This window comes from Campylobacter sp. JMF_06 NA1 (genome assembly GCF_027737785.1).
Classification (GTDB): domain Bacteria; phylum Campylobacterota; class Campylobacteria; order Campylobacterales; family Campylobacteraceae; genus Campylobacter_B.
In genome coordinates, this window is sequence record NZ_JAOVUA010000003.1 from 106,632 (window position 1) to 133,311 (window position 26,680).

The 26,680-nt window shown below is 42.8% G+C and carries 28 protein-coding genes; 14 read left to right on the forward strand and 14 right to left on the reverse strand.

The features are described 5' to 3' along the window. Positions 1–32 precede the first annotated feature (32 nt). From purN to tig, 6 genes are read right to left on the reverse strand one after another with little or no spacing between them, the layout of a single operon-like run. Complete coding sequence (gene purN / locus OFO07_RS04950) at positions 33–611, reverse strand: phosphoribosylglycinamide formyltransferase (protein ID WP_270858489.1); 579 nt, start codon at positions 609–611, stop codon at positions 33–35. Further along, positions 593–1,984, reverse strand: a complete 1,392-nt coding sequence (locus OFO07_RS04955) for an NAD(P)H-hydrate dehydratase (protein ID WP_270871153.1) — start codon at positions 1,982–1,984, stop codon at positions 593–595. Before OFO07_RS04955 ends, purN begins: the two co-directional genes overlap by 19 nt. After that, positions 1,981–3,498 (reverse strand): YifB family Mg chelatase-like AAA ATPase, encoded by a 1,518-nt coding sequence (locus OFO07_RS04960; protein WP_270871154.1) that lies wholly within the window; start codon positions 3,496–3,498, stop codon positions 1,981–1,983. The genes OFO07_RS04955 and OFO07_RS04960 overlap by 4 nt, the downstream gene beginning before the upstream one ends. Continuing rightward, positions 3,495–4,013: a peptide deformylase gene (gene def, locus OFO07_RS04965; RefSeq protein WP_270871155.1), complete on the reverse strand. Its 519-nt coding sequence runs from the start codon at positions 4,011–4,013 to the stop codon at positions 3,495–3,497. Before def ends, OFO07_RS04960 begins: the two co-directional genes overlap by 4 nt. Beyond that, complete coding sequence (gene clpP, locus OFO07_RS04970; protein WP_270858485.1) at positions 4,013–4,597, reverse strand: ATP-dependent Clp endopeptidase proteolytic subunit ClpP; 585 nt, start codon at positions 4,595–4,597, stop codon at positions 4,013–4,015. Before clpP ends, def begins: the two co-directional genes overlap by 1 nt. Next, on the reverse strand, positions 4,597–5,907 hold the full coding sequence (gene tig / locus OFO07_RS04975; protein WP_270868512.1) for a trigger factor: 1,311 nt from the start codon (positions 5,905–5,907) through the stop codon (positions 4,597–4,599). Before tig ends, clpP begins: the two co-directional genes overlap by 1 nt. A gap of 171 nt (positions 5,908–6,078) precedes the next feature. Here tig and folE point away from each other — a divergent pair, with 171 nt between their 5' ends. From folE to tkt, 11 genes are all read left to right on the forward strand, one after another. Further along, the gene (gene folE / locus OFO07_RS04980) at positions 6,079–6,663 is read left to right on the forward strand and encodes a GTP cyclohydrolase I FolE (protein WP_270862978.1); all 585 of its coding nucleotides are present in this window, start codon (positions 6,079–6,081) and stop codon (positions 6,661–6,663) included. 103 nt (positions 6,664–6,766) lie between these two features. Continuing rightward, the gene (locus tag OFO07_RS04985) at positions 6,767–7,957 is read left to right on the forward strand and encodes a NifS family cysteine desulfurase (protein ID WP_270871156.1); all 1,191 of its coding nucleotides are present in this window, start codon (positions 6,767–6,769) and stop codon (positions 7,955–7,957) included. A 9-nt stretch (positions 7,958–7,966) separates the two neighbouring features. After that, complete coding sequence (locus OFO07_RS04990) at positions 7,967–8,968, forward strand: iron-sulfur cluster assembly scaffold protein (protein ID WP_270871157.1); 1,002 nt, start codon at positions 7,967–7,969, stop codon at positions 8,966–8,968. A 218-nt stretch (positions 8,969–9,186) separates the two neighbouring features. Further along, positions 9,187–9,858, forward strand: a complete 672-nt coding sequence (locus tag OFO07_RS04995) for a SapC family protein (protein WP_270868508.1) — start codon at positions 9,187–9,189, stop codon at positions 9,856–9,858. 23 nt (positions 9,859–9,881) lie between these two features. Then, positions 9,882–10,148, forward strand: a complete 267-nt coding sequence (locus OFO07_RS05000) for a NifU family protein (protein WP_270858479.1) — start codon at positions 9,882–9,884, stop codon at positions 10,146–10,148. Further along, positions 10,138–10,692 (forward strand): histidine kinase, encoded by a 555-nt coding sequence (locus OFO07_RS05005; protein ID WP_270858478.1) that lies wholly within the window; start codon positions 10,138–10,140, stop codon positions 10,690–10,692. The genes OFO07_RS05000 and OFO07_RS05005 overlap by 11 nt, the downstream gene beginning before the upstream one ends. Continuing rightward, positions 10,676–11,965 (forward strand): UDP-N-acetylmuramoyl-L-alanyl-D-glutamate--2,6-diaminopimelate ligase, encoded by a 1,290-nt coding sequence (locus tag OFO07_RS05010; RefSeq protein WP_270871158.1) that lies wholly within the window; start codon positions 10,676–10,678, stop codon positions 11,963–11,965. Before OFO07_RS05005 ends, OFO07_RS05010 begins: the two co-directional genes overlap by 17 nt. Then, positions 11,962–12,309 (forward strand): aspartate 1-decarboxylase, encoded by a 348-nt coding sequence (panD, locus tag OFO07_RS05015; RefSeq protein WP_270871159.1) that lies wholly within the window; start codon positions 11,962–11,964, stop codon positions 12,307–12,309. The genes OFO07_RS05010 and panD overlap by 4 nt, the downstream gene beginning before the upstream one ends. Positions 12,310–12,312: 3 nt before the next feature. Beyond that, positions 12,313–12,636: a YbaB/EbfC family nucleoid-associated protein gene (locus tag OFO07_RS05020; protein WP_270858475.1), complete on the forward strand. Its 324-nt coding sequence runs from the start codon at positions 12,313–12,315 to the stop codon at positions 12,634–12,636. 8 nt (positions 12,637–12,644) lie between these two features. After that, positions 12,645–13,496 carry a polyprenyl synthetase family protein gene (locus OFO07_RS05025; protein WP_270871160.1) on the forward strand — a complete coding sequence of 284 codons (852 nt, stop codon included), beginning with the start codon at positions 12,645–12,647 and terminating at the stop codon, positions 13,494–13,496. Between the two features lie 2 nt (positions 13,497–13,498). Further along, positions 13,499–15,409: a transketolase gene (gene tkt, locus OFO07_RS05030; protein ID WP_270871161.1), complete on the forward strand. Its 1,911-nt coding sequence runs from the start codon at positions 13,499–13,501 to the stop codon at positions 15,407–15,409. A gap of 58 nt (positions 15,410–15,467) precedes the next feature. Here tkt and OFO07_RS05035 read toward each other — a convergent pair whose 3' ends face one another. Next, complete coding sequence (locus OFO07_RS05035; protein WP_270871162.1) at positions 15,468–16,259, reverse strand: hypothetical protein; 792 nt, start codon at positions 16,257–16,259, stop codon at positions 15,468–15,470. A 150-nt stretch (positions 16,260–16,409) separates the two neighbouring features. On the opposite strand from OFO07_RS05035, the gene OFO07_RS05040 reads away from it, so the two are divergent. Continuing rightward, positions 16,410–16,916: a glycine zipper 2TM domain-containing protein gene (locus OFO07_RS05040; RefSeq protein ID WP_270871163.1), complete on the forward strand. Its 507-nt coding sequence runs from the start codon at positions 16,410–16,412 to the stop codon at positions 16,914–16,916. Positions 16,917–17,027: 111 nt separating this feature from the next. Then, the gene (locus OFO07_RS05045; RefSeq protein WP_270858470.1) at positions 17,028–18,035 is read left to right on the forward strand and encodes an AI-2E family transporter; all 1,008 of its coding nucleotides are present in this window, start codon (positions 17,028–17,030) and stop codon (positions 18,033–18,035) included. A 51-nt stretch (positions 18,036–18,086) separates the two neighbouring features. On the opposite strand, the gene gdhA is transcribed toward OFO07_RS05045, so the two are convergent. The 6 genes from gdhA to gltX form a co-directional block, all read right to left on the reverse strand. Next, the gene (gene gdhA, locus OFO07_RS05050) at positions 18,087–19,445 is read right to left on the reverse strand and encodes an NADP-specific glutamate dehydrogenase (protein WP_270871164.1); all 1,359 of its coding nucleotides are present in this window, start codon (positions 19,443–19,445) and stop codon (positions 18,087–18,089) included. A gap of 9 nt (positions 19,446–19,454) precedes the next feature. Further along, entirely contained in the window at positions 19,455–20,132 is a 678-nt protein-coding gene (locus tag OFO07_RS05055) for an MqnA/MqnD/SBP family protein (protein WP_270871165.1), read from the reverse strand. A 116-nt stretch (positions 20,133–20,248) separates the two neighbouring features. Beyond that, positions 20,249–20,614: a hypothetical protein gene (locus tag OFO07_RS05060; protein ID WP_270871166.1), complete on the reverse strand. Its 366-nt coding sequence runs from the start codon at positions 20,612–20,614 to the stop codon at positions 20,249–20,251. A gap of 100 nt (positions 20,615–20,714) precedes the next feature. After that, entirely contained in the window at positions 20,715–22,175 is a 1,461-nt protein-coding gene (locus OFO07_RS05065) for a nicotinate phosphoribosyltransferase (RefSeq protein WP_270871167.1), read from the reverse strand. Between the two features lie 49 nt (positions 22,176–22,224). Next, positions 22,225–23,478, reverse strand: a complete 1,254-nt coding sequence (locus OFO07_RS05070; RefSeq protein WP_270871168.1) for a malic enzyme-like NAD(P)-binding protein — start codon at positions 23,476–23,478, stop codon at positions 22,225–22,227. Then, positions 23,479–24,858 carry a glutamate--tRNA ligase gene (gltX, locus tag OFO07_RS05075; protein WP_270858464.1) on the reverse strand — a complete coding sequence of 460 codons (1,380 nt, stop codon included), beginning with the start codon at positions 24,856–24,858 and terminating at the stop codon, positions 23,479–23,481. Between the two features lie 79 nt (positions 24,859–24,937). Here gltX and OFO07_RS05080 point away from each other — a divergent pair, with 79 nt between their 5' ends. Further along, entirely contained in the window at positions 24,938–25,804 is an 867-nt protein-coding gene (locus OFO07_RS05080) for a SurA N-terminal domain-containing protein (RefSeq protein WP_270862921.1), read from the forward strand. A 120-nt stretch (positions 25,805–25,924) separates the two neighbouring features. On the opposite strand, the gene OFO07_RS05085 is transcribed toward OFO07_RS05080, so the two are convergent. Next, the gene (locus OFO07_RS05085) at positions 25,925–26,638 is read right to left on the reverse strand and encodes a histidine kinase (RefSeq protein WP_270858462.1); all 714 of its coding nucleotides are present in this window, start codon (positions 26,636–26,638) and stop codon (positions 25,925–25,927) included. Between the last annotated feature and the right edge of the window lie 42 nt (positions 26,639–26,680).

Below are 26,680 nucleotides of genomic sequence, written 5' to 3' on the forward strand. Positions count from 1 at the left end.
TTAGCGGTGTAAATTTCAATCAAAACCAAATTTTAAATCTCACCTTTTAAAATTTTAACTATTGTGCGAGGCAGTATTTCATGCTCGATTTCGTGGATTTTGGCTTCCCACTCATCGCGCGTCTTACCCTCTCTGGCAAAAGCCTCTTGGGCTATGATTTTGCCTCCGTCAAGCTCTGCGCTGACTAGGTGCACGCTCACACCGCCTACTTGCATATCGCTTGCAAAGCTCTCGTCGATTGCGTGTGCGCCCTTGAAAAGTGGCAAAAGCGACGGATGCAGGTTGATCGCTCTGATTTGCTCGCAAAATACCGGCGTAAGCACTCTCATAAAGCCCGCTAGCACAGTTAGCTCGGCGCCACTTTTTTTGATAACTTCTACTACTTTTGCGTCAAATTCTTCTCTACTAACAAACGCTTTATGATCAATAACAACGCTTGTTAGTCCGTATTTTTCGGCTTTTTGGATACCTAACGCGTTAGGTTTGTTAGTTAGTGTTAGCACGACTTCGATTTTAATATCGCCAAAAATTTTGCCATGAAGCTTTTCTAAAATCGCCTCTAAATTACTTCCGCTGCCGCTAAAAAGCACGGCTATTTTTTTCGTAACCATTTTATCTCCTCGATGATGTCAAATGGGTTTAGTGAATATGAGTTTTTCCTAAAATTTCGCCCAGCTAAGGCATGGGCCAAAACGCCATTTATCGCGGCTTCGCGCGAGCTATAACCTTGGGCTAAAAGTCCTGTGATTAGGCCTGAGAGCACATCGCCACTGCCTGCTTTGGCTAGCGCGCTAACTCCCCTCTCACACACAAAAAGCTCGCCACGGTGCGCTATAATGGTGTTTGCGCCTTTTAGCACGAGCACAGATTTGGTAGCAAGCGAAAATTTGCGCGCTAAGGCAAAGCGGTCTTTTTGCACTTCTCCCACGCTTAAATTTGCGATTTTTGCCAAGTTTAGCAAGGCGGAAAATTCCTTCGGGTGTGGCGTGATAACGGCGTTTTCGTTGGTTTGCAAAATTTCAATGATTGAGTCAGAGTAGCACAAATCCGCGTCGATGACGCAAGGCGTGTTAGCTAGGATTTGCGTGTCAAATTTCGCCCCTCCTAGCCCCATACCAGCCCCGATTGCGCTAGCGCCCAAAAACTCGTTTTTGCGCATTAAAATCGGATTTAGATTTTTTACCTTGCCTACGACGCTTACCAACCCTGCGCCGATTGCGTGTGCGCTAAGGGCGGCGATTTGGGCTGCGCCACTCATTTCGCCAGAGGCGATAAAGGCATGGCCAAATTCGCCTTTGTTTGTGTTTTTTTTCTTTCGAAATGGCAGGCGTAAATCAGATTTTTCTAGCAAAAACGCATCAGGCGAAGTGGCAAATTTATCCTCGCAAATGCCTAAATTTGCCAGTTTTATCTTGCCGGTAAAATCTTTTGCCAAATCGCTAAAAAGCGAGATTTTCAGCGCTCCCATGCACACCGTGTAATCCGCCTCGAACGCCATAGGTCTTGGCACGCCAGCCAAATCAATTCCGCTTGGGATATCAATGGCGATTTTTAGGGCTTTGGCATGGTTAGCACGCCCTAGTATCTCGCATACTTTTTTATCCATATCGCGCGATAAACCGCTTCCAAAAACGCCGTCGATTATGCAATCAAATTTGAAATTTTCCAAATTTTGGCTAAATTTCACGCCGACTTTTTTGGCAATTTCGCTTTGAAATTTAAACGCTTCGTTTTTTGGCTCGCCAAAGATTAAAAACGCCTCGCACAAATAATCCCCGCTTAGCCTGCGAAGCACGCAAATAGCGTCGTTTGCGTTATTTCCTGCCCCACATAGGGCTAAAATTTTTGCCCCCTTTTTCAGCTTTTTGCGGATTAAAATTTCTACGCCACTAGCGGCGTTTTCCATTAAAATTTTCTCATCAATGCCTAAATTTTGGCTTGCGTTTTTGTCAAATTCGGCTGTGCTAAAATACAAATTTTTCATATCTCGCTCCTAGTTCGAAAGCTCAGGGCTTCGAGTAAATGGGCCTTTGCGATGACCTCGCTATCGCTTAGATCGGCGATACTTCGCGCTACTTTTTTGGTTTTTATAATCCCTCTTTGGCTTAGATTATACCTGCTAATCGCGCTTTCTAGGATATTTTGCGCACTTGATTCCAAAACGCAAAACTTCTCCACATCCTTATCGCTTAATTTCGCGTTTAGCTCGTTTTGCCCTCTTAGCTTTTGCGCACGAAAGGCGCACACCACCCTCTCATACATCTCCTCGCTAGATATGCTCGCTCTATCATCCTTGCTGACCTCGTCCATAGCCACATATAGATCAATCCTATCAAGCAGTGGCCCAGAAATCACGCTTTTGTATTTTTTGATTTCGTTTGCCGAGCACGAGCATGAGGTCGATTGCGAAAACAAATGTCCGCACGGGCAGGGGTTTTGCGCTGCGACAAAGATAAATTTCGTCTCATACTCTGTTTTGGAATTTACCCGTGAGATTAAAATTTTATTATCTTCGAGTGGTTCTCGCAGGCTTTCTAAAATTTGCTTTCCAAAGTGCGGAAGCTCATCGAAAAACAGCTCGCCGCCGTTTGCCAAAGCCACCTCGCCGATACGCGCTCCAAGCGAACCACCGCCGAAAATCGAGCTTCTAGTGCTTGTGTGATGAGGCGAGCGAAAGGCTCTGAGTGCGCTAAAATCGACATTTTTGTTGTTTAATGACTCGTAAGCGCACGAAAGCAAAATCTCACTCACGCTTTGAGGTGGCAAAATTTGGGCTATGCGTTTAGCGCACATTGATTTGCCACACCCTGGGCTACCCTCAAAGAGTATGTTATGCATACCGCTAGCGGCGATTAGGCTCGCTCTTTTGGCTCTTTCTTGGCCTTTTATGTCTTTGAAATTTAGGGTGAAATTTCGGTTTGGGACATAAATTTCATCGCCGATTTTGATAACATCTTTAAAAATCGGGTGAGTTTCGCTTATAAGGCAGGTTGCGGCAAATTCATCATCGCTAAAAAATCTAATCGCTTCTGCTAAATTTTCGACCGCATAAACCTCATAATTTGGGATTGTGCAGGCTCTAAGCGCGATTTCTTTTGGGACTAAAATTTTAGCATTTTTCACATGCGCGCTTAAAAACAGCAGCGTCGAAAACAAAGAGGCCGTGGATTTGAGCGCCCCGTCAAGTCCAAGCTCGCCAAATACGAAAAAATCGTCTCCAAAGCTCTCTTTTTGCAAAGCGATTAAAAGCGCGATTGCAAGGTCGAAGTGCGAGCCGTTTTTGGGCACATCAGAGGGGGAGAGATTTATAATGATTTTAGAGGCTGGGAATTTGAAATTTAGGCTTAGCAAAGCAGCTTTTACTCTGCTTTCGCTCTCTTTAATCGTGGTTCCGGCAAGGCCAACGATATTAAAGCCAGGAAGGCCTCTTACAAATGTGCTTTCTACACTGACACTGATTAAAGTATCGGTAAAAACAGCGCATTTTAGAGATTTCATTTTGATTTTTCTTTTTTGTTTTTGCGGTATTCTTTGTCAAATTTTTTGCGGTTGTTGTAGCCTATGCGCTCGATAAAAAGGTGCCCGTCTAGGTGGTCTAGCTCGTGCTGGATACACACAGCCAAAAGCTCATCGGCGCTTAGCTCGTGTTTTTCGCCATTTCTATCTTGGTAATTTAGCATGATTTTGCGCGCTCTTTTGACCTCTTCGTAGTATCCTGGCACGCTAAGGCAACCTTCTTGGTAGATGATTTCATCTTCTTTTTGTGTGATTACGGGGTTTATGAGTTCGAGCAAATCGGCTTTGTCTTGCACGCCCTCTTCGTTGACTAAATTTATCACAACGGCTCTGATTGGATTAGCCACTTGGATAGCAGCTAGTCCAATGCCGTTTTTGCTTATCATGGTTTCATACATATCGTCTAAAAATTTCGCCAGCTCATCGTCAAATTTGACGACTTCTTTGGAGCGAACATGGAGTTTTTTGTTCGGATATGTAAGAATTTCTAAAACCATTATTTAAAGCTCTTTTCCAATACCTTGTCGATTAGTCCATATTCGCTGGCCTCTTTCGCGCTCATGAAAAAATCTCTCTCGCAGTCTTTTTCGATATCGCTTAAATTTTTGCCTGTGTTTTGGGCTAAAATTTGATTTAGTTGCGATTTCATACGCAAAATTTCTTTTGCTTGGATTTCGATATCAGTGGCTTGGCCTTGCGCTCCGCCGAGAGGTTGGTGAATCATAATGCGCGCATTTGGTAGGGCGTATCGTTTGCCCTTGGTGCCACAACTAAGCAAAAATGCGCCCATTGAAGCAGCCTGACCTATGCAGATCGTGCTGACATCTGGTTTGATGTAATTCATAGTATCATAAATGCTAAATCCGCTCGTAACCACGCCACCAGGGCTGTTGATATACATATAGATATCTTTGTCTGGATCTTCTGCCTCTAAAAATAGCAGTTGGGCTACGATTGCGCTGGCTACATCGTCGTTGATTTCGCCACTTAGCATTACAATGCGATCTTTAAGCAAGCGAGAGTAGATATCATAGCTTCTCTCGCCCCTGCTTGTTTGCTCGATTACATAAGGTAAAAACATTATTCGCCTTCTTTGTCGTCTTTGTTTTTGCTAAAAATATTGTTGAAAAGTTTTTCCTCGATTAGCGCCATTTTAACAGCTGGCAAAACGCCTCTTTTGCGATATTCTTCAAGGTGAGCTTTCGGATCTAGGCCGTTTGAATAGGCTTCGAAGTAAATAGCTTGGATTAGCTCTTGATCACTTACATCAATACCGCGTTTTTTAGCCAAAGCGTCGATCAAAAATGTGATTTTTACGCTTTTTTCTGCGCCGGCTCTAAATTCATCGCGTTTTTTCTCGATTGCTTTTTGATCTTTTTTAAATTCCTCGATTGTAGCCTCATCAAATGAACGCCAAGCGTTGTTGAATTGTAAATTTATCTCTTGCTCGACGATTGATTTTGGCAAATCAAAGTTAAATTTCTCAGCCAAAGCATCAGCCATTTTTGGTTTTAACTCTTCTTCGATTTTTTTGCGAAGTTTGTCGTTTTTAAGCTGTTCTTTAATCGTGCTTTCAACCTTTTCTTTTGTAGGTTTTTCCTCGCCTGGAAGTATGCGTTTTAGCATATCCTCATCAAGTTCAGTGGCTGGTTTTTTGCACTGAATTTCATGTAGTTTTACTTTAAAAATCGCGTCTTTTCCTGCAAGGTGTTTCGCGCCGTATTCAGCTGGGAATTTCACGCTTACATCGCGCTCCTCGCCGACTTTTAGACCAATCATACCATCCTCGAAACCCGGGATAAATTGATTTGAGCCGATTTCAAGCACATAATCTTTTGCCTCGCCACCCTCGAAAGCCTCATTATCAACGAAACCTTTGAAGTCAAATTTGGCAAAATCGCCCTTTTCAAGCTCTGTTTTATCTGATTTTTCTAGTGGAGCGACCATTAGTAAAATTTTATTTATCTCGTCCTCAATCTCTTTTTTGGTTACGCGAGGTGTCGAAAACTCAGGGATTAGCTCCTCGTATCCGTCGATATTGACTTCTGGGCGGAAAGAAATTTCCATCTCTACATCGATATTTCCGTCTTTTTCATCGTATTTAGAAAAAATTGGCTCGCCGATTACTTCATCGGCTTTTTTATTTACGCTTTTGATTGATTCGTCGATGATATTTTTAAAAATCTCTTGTTTTGCGTCTTGTTCTAACTGCGCGCCGTATCGTTTCATCACGACTGCTACTGGGACTTTGCCCTTTCTGAAACCGTCGATTTTAAGGTTTTTGGCGGCTTTTTTAGCAAGATCATCTACTTTTTTAGCGATAGTGTCTGCATCGATTTTTGTGCTTGCTACTGCGTTAGCAGAGTTTGTTAGCTTTGCATTGATTTCCATAAATTTCCTTTTAAAAAATTTTAAAATTAAAGCGCAGAATATACCAAAATTTTGCTTAATAATTTTAAAATTTGGCAAATTTTATTGTTTGGGGCTAAATTTTGCTTTTAAATTTTAGCGTTATAAAAGGGGAGTTTAAGTAATATGCGCGAAAAATTTTAAAGGAAAAATATGGACGAAAAAAGCAGAGAAGAATTTGCTTCTTGTGTCGCTAAAATGCTAACTTTGCTCGGCGAAGACCCTAAGCGCGAAGGGTTAATAAAAACGCCAATGCGTGTGGCAAAAGCGTATGAATTTCTTACTAGCGGATACGAGCAAGACCCCAAAGATGTGCTAAATGACGCGCTTTTTGAGAGCTCAAATAATGAAATGGTGCTTATTAAGGATATTGAATTTTACAGCCTTTGCGAACACCACCTTTTGCCTATTATTGGGCGGGCGCATGTGGCGTATATACCTAATAAAAAGGTCGTTGGACTATCCAAAATTCCGCGTATGGTAAATATTTTCGCGCGAAGATTACAAATCCAAGAACAACTCACAGAACAAATCGCAAATGCGCTCCAAGAGGTCATCAAGCCCCTTGGCGTGGGCGTCGTAATCCAAGCCCGCCACATGTGTATGGAAATGCGTGGCGTGCAAAAAATCAACTCCACCACGACAACTTCGGCTTTGCGCGGGCTATTTATCAGCCGAAACGACACTAGAAAAGAGTTTTTTGATTTGATAAATTCGCCAAAAACATTTGGATTTTAGCGTCGGTAAGTTAAGGTGAAATTTAGTCTAATGATTATATTATCAAACTAGCTTTCAAAAGATTAAATATATCTCATTAATAAAAATTTAAGAAAGGAAATTTATGGAGCGTGTTTATTTAGACAATAACGCTACAACTATGGTCGATCCCGAAGTTTTTGAGGCGATGAAGCCATATTTTTGTGAAAAATTTGGAAACCCAAATTCACTACATAGCTTCGGTAGCGAAACCCACCCAGCTCTAAGGCGGGCTATGGACGAGCTATACGAGGGGATTGGCGCAGCAGACGCGGACGATATCGTCATCACAAGCTGTGCGACAGAGAGCAACAACTGGGTTTTAAAAGGGATTTATTACGACAAAATTTTATCAGGCGAAAAGGACAATATCATAATCAGCTCTGTCGAGCACCCAGCTATCAGCGCGACCTGTGAGTTTTTGGAGCGAGTGTGCGGGGTCAAAATCATCAGGCTAGGCGTGGATAGCAACGGCTTAATCAGCCTAGATGAACTAAGAGAGAAAATCAACGACAAAACAGCCCTTGTTAGCGTAATGTGGGCAAACAACGAAACAGGCACGATTTTCCCTGTAAAGCAAATCGCAGATATTGCGCACGAATTTGGCGCACTTTATCACACAGACGCTGTGCAAGCAATGGGAAAAATCCCTGTAAATGTGCGCGCAGCAGGCGTGGATTTTTTAAGCCTTTCTGGGCATAAATTTCACGCTCCAAAGGGCGTTGGCGCGCTATATATCAAAGATAGCAAACCGCTTACTAGCCTGCTTCACGGTGGCGAACACATGGGTGGGCGCAGATCTGGCACGCTAAATGTCGCTAGCATAGTAGGACTTGGCAAGGCAATGGAGTTAGCGAATAAATTTATGGCTTTTGAAAATTCGCATGTCAAAAGGCTACGCGATAAATTAGAGGACGCTTTGCTTGCAATCCCACATGTCTATGTCGTGGGAGAGCGCGAAATTCGTGTGCCAAATACGATTTTAGCCTCGATTCAAGGCGTAGAGGGCGAGGCTATGCTTTGGGATTTGAACAAAGCAGGAATCGCTGCTAGCACGGGCTCAGCATGCGCTAGCGAAGCACTAGAAAATAACCCAATCATGGAAGCAATCGGCGCAGATAAAGAGCTAGCTCACACAGCGCTTCGCCTCTCACTTTCTCGCTTTAATACAGAGGCCGAGATTGATTATGCCATAGAGCATATCAGCAAGGCAATCACCAGACTTCGCGGGATTTCTAGCACATTTGCTTACGCCCCACAAGGTTATCAAAAATAAGGATTTAAAATGGCAAAAAACGATTTAATAAATGGTTCGATTTGGGAGCAATACTCAAACAAGGTTCAAGATCGCATGAACAACCCTAAATTTATGGGCGAAATCACAGAGGAAGAAGCCGCTGCGCGTGGTGCGAAGCTAATTGTGGCTGATTTTGGCGCAGAGAGCTGCGGGGACGCTGTGAGATTATACTGGCTCATCGACCCTGCCACTGACATTATCATCGACGCTAAATTTAAAAGCTTTGGCTGTGGCACGGCAATCGCTAGTAGCGACACTATGGCAGCGCTTTGTATCGGCAAAACCGTCGATCAAGCTGTAAAGATTACAAATTTAGATGTCGAGCGCGATATGCGCGATACCCCTGACGAGCCGGCTGTCCCACCACAAAAAATGCACTGCTCAGTAATGGCGTATGATGTCATCAAAGCAGCTGCGGCAAAATACAAAGGCATAGATCCTGAGCATTTCGAAGATGAGATTATCGTGTGCGAGTGCGCTAGGGTGAGCCTTGGCACGATAAAAGAGGTGATTAAGCTAAATGATTTAAAAACCGTAGAGCAAATCACACAATACACAAAGGCTGGCGCGTTTTGTAAATCTTGCATTAAGCCCGGCGGACACGAGGCTAGGGAGTATTATTTAGAGGATATTTTAGCTCAAACAAGAGAGGAAATGGAGCTAGAAAAACTCCAAGCCCAAGCCGGTGCGTGTGCTAGCTCTGGCACGGCGCCAGAGGCGAAACTAAGCTTTGAAGAGCTAAATTTAATCGGCAAATTTAAAGCGGTCGAAGCGATACTTGATAGCGATATTCGCCCAATGCTTCAAATGGACGGCGGAAATCTCGATGTCATCGACATCAAACCAAGCGATGACGGCAAAACTGACATTTATATTCGCTATTTGGGTGCGTGCTCAGGGTGCGCTAGTGGTGCAGGCGCGACGCTATATGCGATCGAGGCGGTTTTAAAGGATAATCTAAGCGAAAATATCCGCGTAATGCCGATTTGATGATACGCAGGCTAAATTTGAGCTTTTGCTTCAAATTTAGCCAAATTTAATACCCTAAAAACACTTGCTTTTAAATTTTAAATTCACAGATTGTTTTGGCGATAAATCGCCTTGCTTAAAATTTAAACGCTAAATTCGCAAATTTCGCGCCATAATAAATTTTATTCTAATCCTAAATTTAGTATAATCGCGGGATATTTTTTATTTAAGGACAAATCATGAGACCAGTTATACTCGATAGCGTAAAACACGCAGACCTAAAATACCACGCAGACGCGATTCCAAACGAGCCGTTTGTGCCTGTAATTGCGCCTGAGGTTCCAGCGTGTTCTGATAAATTAGTCATCGTTTTTACAAACGAACCTGAGCCAAAAATGGTAGCACTTCTAGGCCGTTCAAAAAACCTTTTAATCGACAAAAGCTACAAAGGCATGGTGCCATCAGCTATCCAAAATTATCCATTTTTCCTAGCCAAAATCGAAGATCGCATGGTGATTTGCTTCGATGAGGACGCCAAACAAATCAAAGGCGAGGGCGAGGCGCTGTTTGAAGACGGCAAACCAACGCAGTTTTTGGAAAATTTGAAAAGCGTGATGAAAAACTACTGGGAGCTAAACGCCATTACTAGCGAGGCTGCAAAAGAGCTAAAAGAGGCTGGCGTTTTGGAGGCAAAAGAGCTAAATATCCAAAGAGATGGCGAGACGATTACGCTATTAAACGGCTTTTTGATACTAAACCGCGAAAAACTTTTGAGCCTAGATGATAAAAAACTAGCCGAATTTGCGCGCAAAGGCTATTTGGAGCTAGCGTTTTTCCACCTAAAAAGCCTAAGCAATCTACAAACCCTAGGCGATAAAATCATGGCAAAAGACGCGCCAAAAAGCAATTAAAGAGCAAATTTAAAGGAAATTTAATGATACCATTTAGCGATGAAGAGCTTTTAAATCCTGTCAAGGCTAGCCTCGATACTATCCGCCCAATGCTACAAAACGACGGCGGTGATATGGAGCTTCGTGGCATTAAAAACGGCGTTGTGTATGTTACGCTAACAGGACATTGTCATGGTTGCGCTGCTAGCGGACAGACGCTGAAATTTGGCGTAGAAAGACAGCTTCGTATGGATATCCACCCAGAACTTAGCGTCGTAAATATCCCACAAGGCGAGAATTTTGAGCTATAAATCAAAAGGGCTAAACGCCCTAAAATCTGGCAAATTTGAGTTTGCTAAAACATTTTTTGCCCTAGCGCAAGAGCAAAAACCAAGCGATGAGCTTTTGTTTTTAATCGAGCTTTGCGATTTGGGGCTTAGCGAGCCAGAAGAGGCCTTGATGCTGTATGAATTTTACACCCTAAAACCTAAGCCAAAACCTAGCGTTTTGTTTCGAATTTTAAACTCAATTAACGAAAAAATCGCTAAGAAAAATGCTGAAATTTCAAAGAAATTTTCAGATGAGGCAGAGGGGATAGACGCGATTTTATACAAAGATTTCATGCGCGCTGTAAAGGAGAGCGGAAGCTTCAAAAATGTCTTTGAGAGCGTGATTTTCTCGTCAAAAATCGCGGTTGAGAACAAAGACGAGATGATTGAGTTTTTGCAAAATTTGCTTGCAAATGGATTTGATGAAATTTGCATTAATTATATCGAGGCGAGTTCGGAGCATTTCGCTGGGGATTTGCGCCTAGATGAGATTATAAAAAAGATAAAAAATGAAAATAGAGATTAAAGATAATTTTATCACCGATAATTCGGGCGAGTGCGAGAGCGGGTGCTATTTTGTGCAAACTAGCGCAAATTCCAAATTTAGCGCACAAGCCGAGCAAAACGGCGCACAAATCATTTCTATTGGTGAAGCAAAGGCGCTTTTAGGGATTGATGAGGGTATCAAAATCGTAGGCATTACCGGCACCAACGGCAAGACCACGACCGCCGCACTGATTTATTCTATGCTTTTGGATTTGGGGTATTCTGTGGGGCTGTGTGGCACCAGAGGGGCTTTCATAAACGATAAAAGAATCGATGAAAAGGGGCTTACTACTAGCTCTGTTTTTAAAACGATGAGTTATTTATGGGAGGCTAGCAAGCAAAAGTGCGAATTTTTCGTTATGGAGGTTAGCTCTCACGCAATCGCGCAAAACCGCATTGAGGGGCTAAATTTCGCGCTTAAAATTTTTACAAATTTAAGCCAAGATCATTTGGATTATCATAAAACTATGAGTGAATACGCCGCGGTAAAAAGCTCGTTTTTCGCCGATGAAAGCGCAAAGCTTATCAACAAAGACGACGGCCATATCGAATTTAATCTAAAAAATGCTCTAACTTATGGCGTGAAAAATCCAGCCACTTTTAGCGTGCTAGCTTACAGCGTAAAAGGCGCAATCGACGCTATGATAAAAACTCCAAATGGCGAGTTTGAAATTTCTAGCGAATTAATCGGCGAATTTAACCTTTACAACGCCCTAGCAGCGTTTGGCGCAGTTAAAATGCTAACTAATAAAAATGAAAAAGATATCGCAAAAGCAATGTCGAATTTCGCAGGTGTTGAGGGCAGGGTGCAAGTAGTAGCCAAAAATCCCCTTGTCATTGTGGATTTTGCACACACGCCAGATGGGATCGAAAAGGTGCTAAATGCGCTCAAAGATAACGAACTAATCGTGGTTTTTGGCGCAGGTGGCGACAGAGATCCTCTAAAACGCCCATTAATGGGGGCTATGGTGGAGCATTTCGCTAAATTTGCAATCATCACTAGCGATAATCCACGAAGCGAAGACCCTGAAAAAATCATAGCGCAAATCGAAGAGGGTATGCGAGATAAAGAAAAAATCACAAAAATCGCAGATCGCAAAGAGGCGATTAAAAAAGCGATAAATTTGGCGCAAAATGGCGAAGCGGTCGTGATTTTGGGCAAGGGCGATGAAACATACCAAGAGATAAAGGGCGTAAAATACCCATTTAGCGATAAAGATGTCGTTTTAGAGATTTTAAAGGAGCAAAAATGAAAATAACAATGCTTCAAAGCAAAATTCACAGAGCCCGTGTAACGGACGCAAATCTAAATTATGTCGGCTCGATTACGATTGATAGGGAGCTTTTAAAAGCTAGCGGTATGATAGAGTTTCAAAAGGTTGAAATTTTAAATATCAACAACGGCGAGCGATTTAGCACATATATCATCGAGGGCGAGAAAAAGGGCGAGATTTGCCTAAATGGCGCGGCTGCGCGCAAGGTTTGTGTGGGCGATGTGGTAATCATCGTAAGTTATGCACAAATGAAGCCAGACGAGGCGAAAAAATTTAAGCCAAAAATCGTGCATGTAAATGAAAAAAATGAGATTGTGGAGTAAGAGATGTTTGAGGGAATGGATTTTTCTAAAATGGGCGAAATGATCGAGCAAATGCAAGAAAAAGCAAAGCAGATCCAAGAAGAAAACGCCAAAAAAGAATTTAGCGTCAAAGTCGGCGCTGGTATGGTCGCTATCAAAATCAACGGTGCTGGCGAGGTTTTGGATGTGGAGATCGACGATAGCCTTTTGGAGGATAAAGACAGCTTGCAAATTTTGCTAATCTCAGCGATAAATGACGCCGTAAAACTCATAGAAAACGAAAAGAAAAACGCCGCAACTGCCATGCTAGGTGGTCTTGGCGGACTAGGCGGATTTGGCGCGAATTAGGAATAAAAATGGAAATTTTAAAGGAATTTAAAGAGTATTTGCGCGAAAACCCGCTTCACGCGCCTAGTTTTCACCCATATTTCGAAGAGGCGTTAAATTATATGTTGGGTGCTGGTGGGAAGCATTTTCGCGCTCAACTGCTTCTTGGCGTGGTCGCTGCTATAAATAAAAATAAATTTGCAGACGCCCTGCCTGTCGCAAAAGCCCTAGAAATGGTGCATACATACTCGCTAATCCACGATGATTTACCCGCTATGGACAATGCTGATTTTAGGCGCTCTCATCAAACCATACACAAAAAATACGATGAGGTTACAGCGATACTCGTGGGCGACGCGTTAAATACTGACGCGTTTTTGGTGATTTCTAAGTCAAATTTAAGCGCAGATATTAAGGTAAAATGCGTTGAAATTTTAGCCAAAAATGCTGGTTCAGCGGGCATGGTTTTGGGTCAAGCGATTGATTGTTATTTTGAGAAAAAACACCTAGAAATATCAGATTTAAAATTTTTGCACCTTCACAAAACAGGCGCCCTAATAGCCGCTTCGTTTGAGCTAGGCGCTGTTATAGCGGGTTTGGGCGATGAAAAGGCAAGGAAATTTTATGGCGTCGGGCTAAATTTAGGACTAGCTTTTCAGATACAAGATGACATCATCGACGCTACGCAAAGCTCCCAAATCGCAGGAAAGCCTACTATGCACGACACGGATAAAAATTCTTTTACAAATTTACTCGGCGTCGAACGCGCCAAAGAGTATAAAAACTCACTCATTTCGCAAATCGAAGAAAGCATGAGCGATGAGAGTGAAAATTTGCAAAATTTAGTATCAAATTTGATAAACAAATATCTGAAAGGATAAAAATGAGAAGTAAAATTTCAAACACCATTAAATTTTTGAGTGCGGATATGATCCAAAAGGCTAATTCTGGCCACCCAGGCACTCCTATGGGGCTAAGCGATGTGATGAGCGTGCTTATGGAAAAGCTAGTGCATAATCCAAAAAACCCAAACTGGCTAAACCGCGATCGCCTCGTATTTTCCGGCGGTCATGCAAGTGCTTTGGTGTATAGCTATCTCTATCTTAGTGGCTATGATATCGCGCTGGAAGATTTGAAAAATTTCCGTCAGCTCCACTCCAAAACCCCAGGTCACCCAGAAATCACAACCCCAGGCGTAGAAATCGCCACAGGTCCGCTAGGACAAGGCGTAGCAAACGCTGTGGGCTTCGCAATGGCGGCAAAATACGCTGCAAATTTGCTAAATGACGAAAATACAAAGGTAATCGATCATAAAATTTACTGCCTTTGCGGGGACGGCGATTTAGAGGAAGGTATCAGCTACGAAGCATGCGCGCTAGCAGGTTGCCACAGCCTAGATAATCTCGTCATTATCTACGATAGCAACAAAATCACGATTGACGGCTCAACTTCGATTGCGTGGGACGAGGATATCAAGGTTCGCTTCGAAGCCCAAGGCTTCGAGGTAGCTCGCATAGACGGACACAATTTCGACCAAATCGAATTTGCCCTAGATGAGGCCAAAAACAAAACCAAACCATACCTAATCATCGCAAATACCGCTATCGGCAAGGGCGCATTAGAGCTAGAAGGTAGCCACAAAACTCACGGCGCACCTTTGGGCGAGGATCTCATAAAAAGAGCCAAAGAGGCATTGGGCTTTAACCCTGATGAGAGTTTTAGCGTGAGCGAAGATGTGCTTTTCGCTACTCGCGCAGCCGTAGAAAAGGGCGATTTGGCTGAGAAACTATGGAACGAAAAAATCGCAAATTTAAGCGCAGAGAAGAAAAATTTATTAAATTCACTTCAAAATCCAAATTTTGACGCTATACAATTCCCTGATTTTAGCGGTCAAAAGGTCGCTACGCGCGATAGCAATGGCAAAATTTTAAACGCAATTGCGGCCGCGCTTCCTAGCTTCATAGGCGGAAGCGCAGACCTTGCGGCCTCTAACAAGACCGAATTAAAGGGCTTTGGCGACTTCCCGTATGGCAAAAATTTCCACTTCGGGATTCGCGAACACTCAATGGCTGCGATAAACAACGCAATCGCTAGATACGGGCTGTTTATCCCATTTTCTGCGACATTTTTTATTTTTAGCGACTATCTTAAAAATAGCGCTAGAATGGCGGCGCTTATGAGTCTAAGGCACTATTTTGTTTTCACTCACGATAGTATCGGTGTGGGCGAGGACGGCCCTACTCACGAGCCAATCGAGCAACTATCAACCTTCCGCGCAATGCCGAATTTCTACACCTTCCGTCCGGCTGACGGCAACGAAAATGTAGAGTGCTGGCGCGCAGCACTGGCCATAAACGCCCCTGCTGCCTTTGTTTGCTCACGCCAAGGCTTGGAGGCTTTGCCAAAGGCTGTATTTGGCGAGGCAAAAAATGGCGCGTATTTGATCAAAGAGTGCGAAAACGCCGATATTACGCTAGTGGCTAGCGGTAGCGAAGTAGGAATCTGCCTAAAAGCCGCCGCGCTTTTGCAAAGCGAAAATATCAGAGCAAATGTCGTTAGTGCGCCTTGTTTCGAGCTTTTGTGCGAACAAAGCGATGAATATAGGGCTAGAATTTTCAAAGGCAAAGTCCTAGCCGTAGAGGCCGCAAGTGCGCTAGAATGGTATAAATTCGCCGATGAAATTTTAGGCATGAAGAGCTTTGGCGAGAGCGCACCAGCTGGCGAGCTATTCAAACTTTTCGGTTTTAGTGATGTAAATGTCGCTAATGAAGCCAAAAAACTTCTAAACAGATAATCCAAAATTTAGCCAAATTTCAAAATTTGGCTAAATTTCTTTTAAATTTTATTAAATTTTACTTGCAATCGCTCGGAGAAATTACGATAGAAGCTAGGTTAGCATCAATCCCGGGCAGGGTGTAGCGCCACTCCATGGCGATTTCGTTATCTCTGTATTCGGCTAGCTCCTCGGCCTTGCAGTAAAGCTCCAAAAGCTCGCCACTTTTTAAAACCAAATTCGAGCGCAATTTATCCTCGATTTGGCTGATTTTTTCCATTGCCTCTGGCGGAAGGTCGAATTCATAGTAGTGCGTTAGTAGGTTGTCTTGGCAGGTTATGTCGCTATAAATCACAACGCCGTTTTTGTATGGCAAATCCTTTTTGCTAGCCTTGATTAGCGCGATAGTTTCGGCGTTTTGGCATTTATCGGCGTTTTCTTGTGCGCTTTTAGCTTGATTTGGAGCCGATAAAATTATCGTTTGCGTGGAAGTGGCTGGCGCCTCTGCCATCTCAGGCTCACTTGGCGCGAGATTTTTTGTATTTGGCTTGTTTGAAACACTTGGCGCGCTTTTTTCTTGCGCGAAATTTGGCGCTTCTAGCCTCTCTGGCGCGCTTGCAATTTCACCCAAGCCATCTTTGCTCGCATCAAAAACAGCTGGCGTATCGGGCATGGCTAGCGTGGTAGAATTTATAGGTTTTGTCGGTGTTGCGGAGTTTGTGGCAGCGATTTTGTCAAATTCGCGCGAAATTTCTAGCTCTATGGAATCATTTTTTTTCGTGTTAGCTAAGCGCTGTTTTCCTCTTTTTTTCTCCTCCCCGCACCCCGCTAAAAGCACCAAAAGACTAGCCAAAACTAGAAATTTTCTCATAAATTTCCTTTTTTTAAATTTTGCAAGAATTATAACGATTTAGGCTTAAATTTGTAATAGCAAAATTTAGCCAAATTTAATATATGATTAAAATAAATTTACCACGGGAGTGTATAATCCTCACATTTTATCTCATTTTAAGGAGTTTTAATGAAAAAATCTCTACTTAGCCTTAGCGTAGTTGCGATGATTGCGCTTAGTGGTTGCTCTAACAAATCAGAAACTTTGGGCCCTGATGTCTATGACGAGCATGGATTAAACCAAGAACAAAACGCCAAAACTATCCAAATTCTCTCAATCGTCCCAGCTAAGGTCAGGGTCGATAATACCGAAAACAAACGCCTAGCCCAAGCCGCAGGTGGCGTAGTAGGCGCTGTGGGCGGAGCTGTGCTAGGTCATAAAATGGGCGGTCGCCACGAAACAGGCGGAGCTGTGGCTGGTGGCGCGATAGGTGGCGTGCTAGGAGCAGGAGCGGGATCGATGGTAAGCGATACCAAGGTAATTGATGCTGTGACAATCACATACAAAGAGGGCAAATCGCTTAAAAGCTCAACACAAGCAGGTCGCGTGTGCCAGTATGCTAATGGCGAGGCGTTGATGATTTCATCATACTCTGGCGAGACGAGAATCCAGCCAAACGCGGTGTGCGCTGATTAAATTTAGCCGAATTTACCCGTGAAATTTACGGGTAAATTCCACTTTGCAAAAAATCTAAAATTTACAAATTTTTATTAAAATATAGAACAAATTTCAAAATTTAGGATTACAATGAAACTTCAAATGTCCCTAATTTCGGCTGCTTGCGTGGTAATAATCATAGCAGGACTTAAAGCTGCTGGCTCGATTATAGTGCCGTTTTTGCTAGCGATTTTTATCACGGTTTTGATTTCGCCACTAATGCTATCTATCCAAAAACTGCGCGTTGGGCGATTATTTAGCTTTTTGATTGTGGTTTTGGGATTTCTTGGCGTTATGGGATTTATGGGCGATATCGTATTTAAGGCGGTCAGAGAGTTTTCGGCGCAGTTACCAGAGCTGGGGGCGAAATTTAACCAGGTCCTAGGTGGCGCGCAAGAGCGGTTGAATAATTACGGCATTGATTTTGATCTAGCTAGCCTCGGTGCTGAGCCCTCTGAAATGGTATCTCGCGCGACAGCTGTGGCGAAAAAAACAGGCGGAATTGTCAGCACCGGGTTTTTTGTCTTTATTTTGGTCTCTTTCATGGTTTTTGAAAGCTCGGTAATCGATGCGAAAATCAAATATTTTTCCGCTCGCAACCGCGGTATGCATAAATTTATGAAAAAATTTGCCCCAAGCCTGAAAAAATATCTACTTATAAAAACGATTTCAAGTGCCACGACAGGTGCGCTAATCGGGCTTTGTTTATGGTTGCTTGGAGTGCCTTATGCTGCGCTTTGGGGGATTGTAGCCTTTATGCTAAATTATATCCCTACAATCGGCTCCATAATCGCCGTTTTTCCGACACTTTTTGTAACCTTGGCGACAATGGATTTAAGCGTGAGTATTTGGGTTGTGGCGATCTATCTCATTGTAAATGTCGTCATTGGAAATATCATCGAACCACGCTTCATGGGCGAGGGACTGGGGCTTTCGACACTAAGCGTGCTAGGCGGTCTTCTTCTTTGGGGATTTGTCTTTGGTGTGGGGGGTATGTTTTTGGCTGTGCCACTTACTATGAGCATACAAATCGCGCTAAATTCGAACGAACGCACGAAATCTATCGCCACGCTTTTAAGCAATAAAATTGAGCATTAAATTTTTAAAATTTTAAAATTTCGCTAGGGAAATCCTAGCGAAATTTAGCTATTAAACATAGCCTTGATCTATCATCGCATCGGCTACTTTGCGGAAACCTGCGATATTTGAGCCAAGCACAAGGTTGCCCTCATCGCCGAATTCTTTCGAAGTCTCGTAACTGGTGCGGAAGATATGTCTCATAATCTCGTGAAGGCGACCATCGACCTCCTCGAAACTCCATGATTCAAGTTGCGCATTTTGCATCATTTCTAAGCCACTTGTCGCCACGCCACCAGCATTTGCTGCCTTTGCAGGGCCAAATAAAAAGTCTTTTTGGCTTAGCATAAAATCAATCGCAGCTAGCGTGCTAGGCATGTTTGCGCCCTCGCATACAAGGCGACATCCGTTTGCGTATAGGGTTTTGGCGTCCTCTAAGCTTAGCTCATTTTGTGTAGCGCTTGGGAAGGCTGCGTCGCATTTGACGCTCCATACGCCGTTTCTGCCCTCTGGATACTCGCTAACTGGGGTAAATTTAGCGTTTTTGCGCTCTTTGGTGTATTCTGCAAGGCTTACTCTAAGCTCCTCTTTTAGCTTTTTTAGAAGTGCTAAATCAATGCCATCTGGATCGTAGATAAAGCCGGTAGAATCGCTAATAGTAACTGGTTTGGCTTCTAGTTGATATAGTTTTTCGACTGTGTAGATTGCGACATTTCCTGCGCCTGAGATTGCGCAGACTTTGCCACGAAGTGCTTCGCCTTTTTTAGCTAGCATTTCTTGTGCGAAATACACTGAGCCATATCCTGTGGCTTGCGTGCGAGCTAGGCTTCCGCCCCATGCTAGGCCTTTGCCAGTAAGTGCGCCATCAAATCTGCGAGTGATTTTTTTGTATGCGCCATACATATAGCCGATCTCTCTACCGCCCACGCCGATATCGCCAGCTGGGACATCTGTATTTTCGCTAATAAGCCTGTGAAGCTCTAACATAAATGCTTGGCAAAATCTCATAATCTCGCCGTCGCTTTTGCCTTTTGGATCGAAATTTGCGCCACCTTTGCCGCCGCCGATATTAACGCCTGTGAGTGAATTTTTGAAAATTTGCTCGAAACCTAAAAATTTCAAAACACCCATATTTACGCTAGGGTGAAATCTAAGACCGCCTTTGTATGGGCCAAGCGCTGAGTTAAACTCGACGCGGTATCCCGTATGCACGCAAGGCTCGCCACGATCGTTTGTATAGACTACGCGAAAGCTCAGGCTTCTCTCTGGCACGGTGATTCGCTCTAAAATTCTGTGTTTTGTGTATTTTTCTTCGCGCTCGATTAGGGGAGCAAGAGAGTTAAAAATTTCAGTCGCTGCTTGTATAAAAACTTCTTCGCCCGGATTTTGCTCTTTTAGGTTGTTTAACAACCCTGCCACATAACTGTTCATATCTCCTCCTTAAATTGGTTTATAATTAAATTTGCTTGCTTTTCTTAGGAAAATTTTAAGTGCGCGCCTCTCGCGCGCGCCGACTTTGTAGCTTATGAGTTGGAGGTATTCTAAGATGTCTTTTTCAGCAATTCCTCTGCTTCTAGCGTATTTGATGAGGATATATTGCGGGATTTTGACCTTAGTGCGTAAAAACGCCTCGGTAAGTTTGGCGTAAATTTCGTGATTTTTAACCGAGCATAAAATTCCAAAAACAAATGGCAAATTTGTGTTTTTGTGCCAAATTTCGCCCAAATCGTAAAATTTCTCCTCCCCTTGCGATAAAATCGCGCGCAGAGCGTTATCGCCGATGATGACCTCGCCACTAATGCCTAAAATTCGCGAGAGCATATTTGAGCTCATCGAGGCTGGATCTAGGCGCGGGGTGCTAGCTTTGCGCACGAGCACGCTTTTTACCTTTTTTTGGGCGACTATGCCAAGAGGGTGGGTGGAGTATTTTTTGTGGCGGGATTCTATGCTAGAAATCACGGCCGCATCGACACGCATTGCGCGCAAATCGCGACAGAGCTTGCTAGGGACACCTTTTTTGAGTTCTATGAATTTTTTGGTATGCGCTGGTAAAGGTAGAGATTTTAAATACACATGAAAAGGGAGTAAATTTAAATAATCTATCTTGCCAAATCGCATCCATATTCCTATTTTAAAATTCGTAAATTATATTACTATTTTTGTAAGAAAAAGTTAAAATTTTAAAATTAATAAAACTAATAAATTTTGCCACCAAGGAAGTGGCAAAATTTGGATTAATTGACTTGTGAGATTGAGAGTGAGTTGTATTTGCTAAACTCGACTATGCCCTCGCCGCCTTCTTTGAAGTGGATACTCACACCTTTGTCATTTTCCATGTAAATTCCGCTAGCTGAGCGTTGGCGAGTTAGGTTGTGAGTTTTGCCCTCGCTATCAGTTAAAACCGCTGTGTCAAACAAATCGTTTGAAGCTAGGCTTAGTTTTTTGCCATTTTCGGTTTTGAAATTTAGCACTTCCATTTTGGCAGTTGCTGCGGTGTGGTTTTGCTCGTTAATCGCGTCCTCTGGGGATTGGCGAAGCTGCTTTGAGGCGCAACCTGCCAAAAGTAAAAGTGCAGTCATGCATGAGAGAATTTTGCTCATTTTCTATCCTTTTAAAATGAAATTTTACGCAAGAAATCTTGCAAACGCGCAATTATAGTCAAAATTTTTATTTCAAAAGTAAATAAAAATTTACTATTTTCTACGATTTGCCTAAATTTGCATTGATTTCATCAATCAGCGATTTTCGCGTCTCCCAAAGTCTAGCCGATAAATCTACTTTGTAGGTTTGTGGGTGGATATTTCGCAGGTATTCGCACCAAAATTTCGCCTTAGCCTTGCGCGAAAATTCGGCGATTTGCATGACGGATTTTTTCTCGCCGACAAATTTACCATTTACAAACACAGGCTTTAACATAGCCTTTGCGCTGAAATTTTCGAGTTTTTTGCGTTTGTAGGTGTAGAGTGGGTGGAAGATTTCAAGCGGTGCGCCTTCATCGATACTTTCATTTTCAAGCGTGATTAAATCCGCTAGCGCCATGCCACTATCTTTGTCATAGAGCCTGAAAAACTGCTTGTAGCCGGGGTTGTTTATCTTGCGCGGGTCGTTTGAAATTTTAATCTTTGGCAAAATTTCGCCCTCTTTTTCGATACCACTTAGCTTATAAACGCCGCCAAGGCTTGAACTATCGCCACCTGTGATTAATCTCGTGCCAATGCCCCAACTATCGATTTTAGCGTCGAAAAGTTTGAGTTGATCGATTGCGTATTCGTCCAAATCGTTGCTGGCTGTGATTTTGGCGTCCTTAAATCCAGCGTTATCAAGCATTTTGCGAGATTGTTTGGTCAGATATTCCAAATCGCCAGAATCAATGCGGATTCCAAGCGGTTTGTGGCCTTGTTCGCGAAGTTCTTCAAAAACCTTAATCGCATTTGGCACGCCGGAATTTAGCGTATCGTAGGTATCGACGAGCAAAAGCGCGGAATCTGGGTAAATTTTGGCGTAAGCGCGAAAGGCCTCGATTTCGCTAGGAAAGCTTCCTATCCACGCATGAGAGTGCGTGCCGATAGCTGGTATGTCAAAAATTTTGGCAGCCAAAACATTTGAAGTAGCCACGCAACCGCCGATTATAGCGGCCTTTGCGCCAAAAATCGCAGCACTTTTATCCTGCGCTCTGCGAAGTCCAAACTCCATTACGCTACCCTCTCCTGCGCTGAAATTTATGCGCGAGCTTTTGGTAGCGATTAGGGTTTGGAAATTTATGGTGTTTAAAATCGCAGTTTCGATTAACTGCGCCTCGATGATATTTGCTTTGACGCGGATTAGTGGCTCGTGCGGAAATACGACCTCGCCCTCATCGACAGCGTAAATTTCGCCACTAAATTTGAAATTTTCAAGGTAGGTTAGAAATTCCTCCTTAAAACTCCCAAGCGAGCGCAAATACTCTATATCATCACTGCTAAAATGCAAATTCTCTATATAATCCACCACTTCGCTCATACCACAAAATATCGCATAACCGCCACCACATGGGTTTTTGCGGTAATACATATCAAAAACTGCGACTTCGTGCGGTTTTAAGAAAAAATACCCTTGCATCATTGTGAGTTGATAAAAGTCAGTAAGTAGGGCTAAATTTGATGAATTTTCGAAATTTTGCATTTTTTTGATACCTTAAATTTTGAAATTTCCCGAAAACGGGAAATTTCGATTATTTTGATTGTAAAGATTTTTTGTAAGCCTCGAAATCGAAATTGCTTACTCTCGCGACGCCATCATCGATCGCAGCCTTTGCCACAGCGGCTGAAATGATAGCAAACACGCGCGGATCAAATGGATTTGGGATAATATAATCTCGCCCAAATTTCAAATCCTTTTTGCCTAGCATTTTTAGCACATCTGGATGGATTGGCTCACGGGCTAGCTCCGCCATAGCGCGAGAAGCGGCTAGTTTCATATTTTCGGTGATTTTTTTGGCTTTTACATCTAGTGCGCCACGGAAAATGTAAGGGAAGCCCAAGACATTATTGATTTGGTTAGCAAAGTCGCTTCTGCCAGTGCCTACGATCGCATCGTCCCTCACGGCATGCACCTCATCTGGGTAGATTTCAGGCACAGGGTTAGCCAGAGCGAAGATTATCGGCGTTGGCGCCATTGATTTTACCATTTCGGCTGTTACGACGCCTGGTTTGCTAAGGCCAAGAAACATATCAGCCCCCCTCATCGCATCTGCTAGGCTTCTATCGTTTGTGTCGATAGCAAATTCCATTTTTTGCGGGTTCAAATCGCTTCTGCCAGTATGAATTACGCCCTTTGAATCAAGCATAATTACATTTTTTGCGCCAAGACTTTTATAGAGTTTCGCGCACGCGATACCTGCTGCGCCAGCACCAGATACTACGATTTTCATATCTTCTATTTTTTTGCCGCTGATGTAGGCTGCGTTGATTAATCCAGCACCTGTAATCATCGCCGTGCCGTGCTGATCATCGTGCATGACAGGGATATCGACGGCATTTTGTAGCTCTTTTTCGATCTCAAAGCACTCAGGAGCTTTAATGTCCTCTAAATTTATTCCACCAAATGTCGGCGAGATAGCCTTGCAAATTTCGACTATTTTTTTAGGGTCTGTTTCGTTGATCTCGATATCAAAAGCATCTACGCCAGCAAATTTTTTAAACAAAACTGCTTTTCCCTCCATTACTGGCTTTCCTGCGATTGCACCTATATCTCCTAGCCCTAAAACGGCCGTTCCATTTGTGATAACTGCGACAAGATTTGATTTGTTGGTGTATTTGTATGCTAGCTCATTATCGGCCTCAATCACCTTGCAAGGCTCGGCCACACCTGGTGTGTATGCTAGGGTCAAATCCTCTGGTTTAGCGCATGGGGTTTTGACATTTATGCCGATTTTTCCACCGATATGATACTCTAATGCCCTTTCTTTCAAATCATTTTGTGCCATTTAAATTCCTTTCTGTAATAAGCTAGAAATTCTAGCTTTAACCTCGTCGCTACCTAAAATTTCAATCATCTCAAATATCGACGGACTTACGCTTGTTCCTGTTATGGCGACTCGCAAAGGTTGGGCTAAATCTTTTAGCTTCACTTCGTTTGCCTCCAAAAATTCCATTGTCTTCGCCTCGATTTCGCTTGCAACGAAATTTGAGGTTAAAATTTCTTGGAATTTTGCGAGTAAGGCTATCGAATTTTCGTTGATAAACTTTTTATACGCTTTTTCATCATAAATTTTTAAAGGATTGATTAAGGTTGCGATTCCGTTCGCCATTTCGGCTAGGGTTTTTGCCCTCTCTTTGTATTGATCGATGATAAGCTCTTTTTTAGGGTGTTGGACTATATCTACGCCAAATTCTAGCAGGTGGGCGCAGGCTTCGGTAACGCTTAAATTTTTAATGTAATGCGCATTTAGCCAATCAAGTTTGGTTTGGTTAAATGTGCTTGCACTTTTGCCGATATTATTAGGATTAAAGAGTTTTTTCATATCGTCCATGCTAAAAATTTCATCGTCCCCATGCGACCAGCCAAGGCGGACTAAGAAATTTAGCAGAGCTTGTGGCAAATAGCCCATTTTTTTGTATTCCATGACATCTGTCGCGCCGTGGCGTTTAGAGAGTTTTGAGCCGTCAGAGCCATTTATCATAGCAACATGGTAAAATTTAGGCACTTTAAATCCAAGTGCGTTATAAAGCACGATTTGTTTTGGGGTATTTGATAGGTGATCATCGCCTCTGATGATATCTGTAACGCCCATTAGCGCGTCATCTATAACGACCGTGAAATTATAAGTCGGCGTGCCGTCGCTTCTAGCGATGATAAAATCGTCTAAAATGTCTTTGGCTTCGAATTTCATATCGCCCTTAATTCCGTCGCTAAACTCAATCGTGCCGTCAAGTGGCGATTTTATGCGGATTACTGGCTCGATACCAACCGGCGGAGTGCCTGTGAAATCGCGATATCTATTATCGTATTTTGGGCGCTCTTTTCTGGCTTCTTGCTCGGCTCTTAGCGCGTCTAGCTCAGCCTTGCTCATATAGCATTTATATGCTTTGCCCTCATCAAGGAGCTTTTGGACATATTCTTTGTATAAATCAAATCGTGAGCTTTGATAGACGATTTCGCCGTCGTAGTCTAGACTGCACCATTTAAACGCCTCTTCGATAGCCTTTGCGGCCTCTACTGAATTTCTTTTTAAATCCGTATCTTCAATGCGAAGCAAGAATTTGCCGTTATTTGCTCTTGCGTATAGGTATGAAAACAGCGCAGTTCTTAATCCGCCGATGTGCAAATACCCTGTCGGGCTTGGTGCGAAACGAGTTACAATCATAAATTTCCTTTTTAAAATTTTACTTTTTAATGTTATAATCGTGGGATTATAAAGCAAAAAGACTAAATAAAGGTTGAAAATGATAAAAAAACTAGCCGTTGTTGCACTTTTAGGTTTTGGCGCGTTAAACGCAAATGTCGTAAATAGCGTCGTGGCTGTCGTAGAAAATGAGCCGATTACGAATTACGAATTAGCCAGAGTCCAAAAGGCCACAGGTGCCAGCCCGCAAGCTGCAATGGAAATTTTAATCAAACAAAAATTGCAAGATTCTGAGATTAAGCGCAGGGGAATTACCGTAAGCCCAGCCGAAATAGATAACCGCATAAAAATGATTGCCGAGCAGAACAAACTCAGCCTAGAACAGCTACAAAAGGCGCTAAAACAGCAAAAAATGTCAGAAGAGGCGTTTAGAGAAAATGTGCGTCGCGGAATTTTAGAAGAAAAGCTCTATGGACCGCTTTTTGCCGATGTGCAACGCACCGTAACGCCACAAAATGTGCGTAGATTTTATGAGCAAAATCCGTCTTTATTCACGACCTTTGATAGCATTACGCTAACTCGCTATATCGCTAAAACCGAGAGCGCTCTTAATCCTATCAAACGCAATCCAAATGCCCGCCCTGGCAATGTATATGTCATGCGTGGCACACTAAAATCTAGCCAAATGGACGCAGGGCTAAAATACATCGTCACAAGCGTGGATAAGGGCAAATTCTCGCCAGTTATCCCTACGGCAAATGGATATGAGATGTTTTATGTCAATGATAAAAAGGGCGTGCAAACGGCTGATTTCGAAAGCGTGCAAGAAAAGGCAATCGAGGCCTATGTTACTAACAAACGCAAAAAAATGGTCGAGGAATTTAACGATAGAATCCGCTCTAATGCAAATGTCCGCATAATTGACCGCAACCTAAACCCTACAAATTCTACAAAAAAATCTAAATAACCTACCAAAAATTTTGGAAATTTTAAAATTTCCAAAATTTTTGTTTTAATGAAATTTTGAAATTTGCTCCACGCTAAATTCATAAATTTAGCGTGGAATTTGAAGTATAAATTTTGAAATTTATTTTAATTTTGAAGTTTCGATGATAAATGGCACTGAATTTAGGCCAGATGAGAAGTATTTATCGGCGATAGCTTTTGCGCTTTTTAGTTCCTCAGGGCTTACGCTTGAAGCGTTTGCTTTGTTATCTTCGGCGTAGTATTTGCGCAAAACAGCGATTTTTTCGGCGTCAGTTTTGGCTGATTTGACCTCTTTGTAAATCAGCGCTGATTTGGCATGACCGCTATCTCCATGCACTGATGTCATTACGATCTCGACATTGTTGCTTTTAAGCGTTCGCTCGATTTCGGCTAGCTCTCTACGACAAAACGGACACTCAGCGTCAGTTAGCATTAGTAAAGTTGGCTTTTTAGGGTCATTTCCAAGGGTAATGATATTGTCTTTGCTTTCGCTTTTATAGACGCTTGCTACCCCTTTTGAAAGTCTAGATTGTTTGATTTGATCTTTGTAAAGAATCTGTTTTTTAGGGTCGATTACATCCATCAAAACCAAATCTCCACTAGTGAAAATCACCTCTTCTTGTGAAATTTCGCCATTTGAAATTTTCAAAATCACAGCTTGGATATCTTTTAGCCCCTCTACTGGCATACGCTCAGCCACGCTGATTTTTAAATTTGCTGGCAAACCGCCATACATAGATAAAATTTCGCTATCGCTAAGCGCGGCATTTAGGCTTAGCGCGCCCGCAAGCGAGAAAAGTAAAACTTTTTTCATTTTCTTCCTTTTTTAAAAAATCCAACGATTTTAGCCAAAATT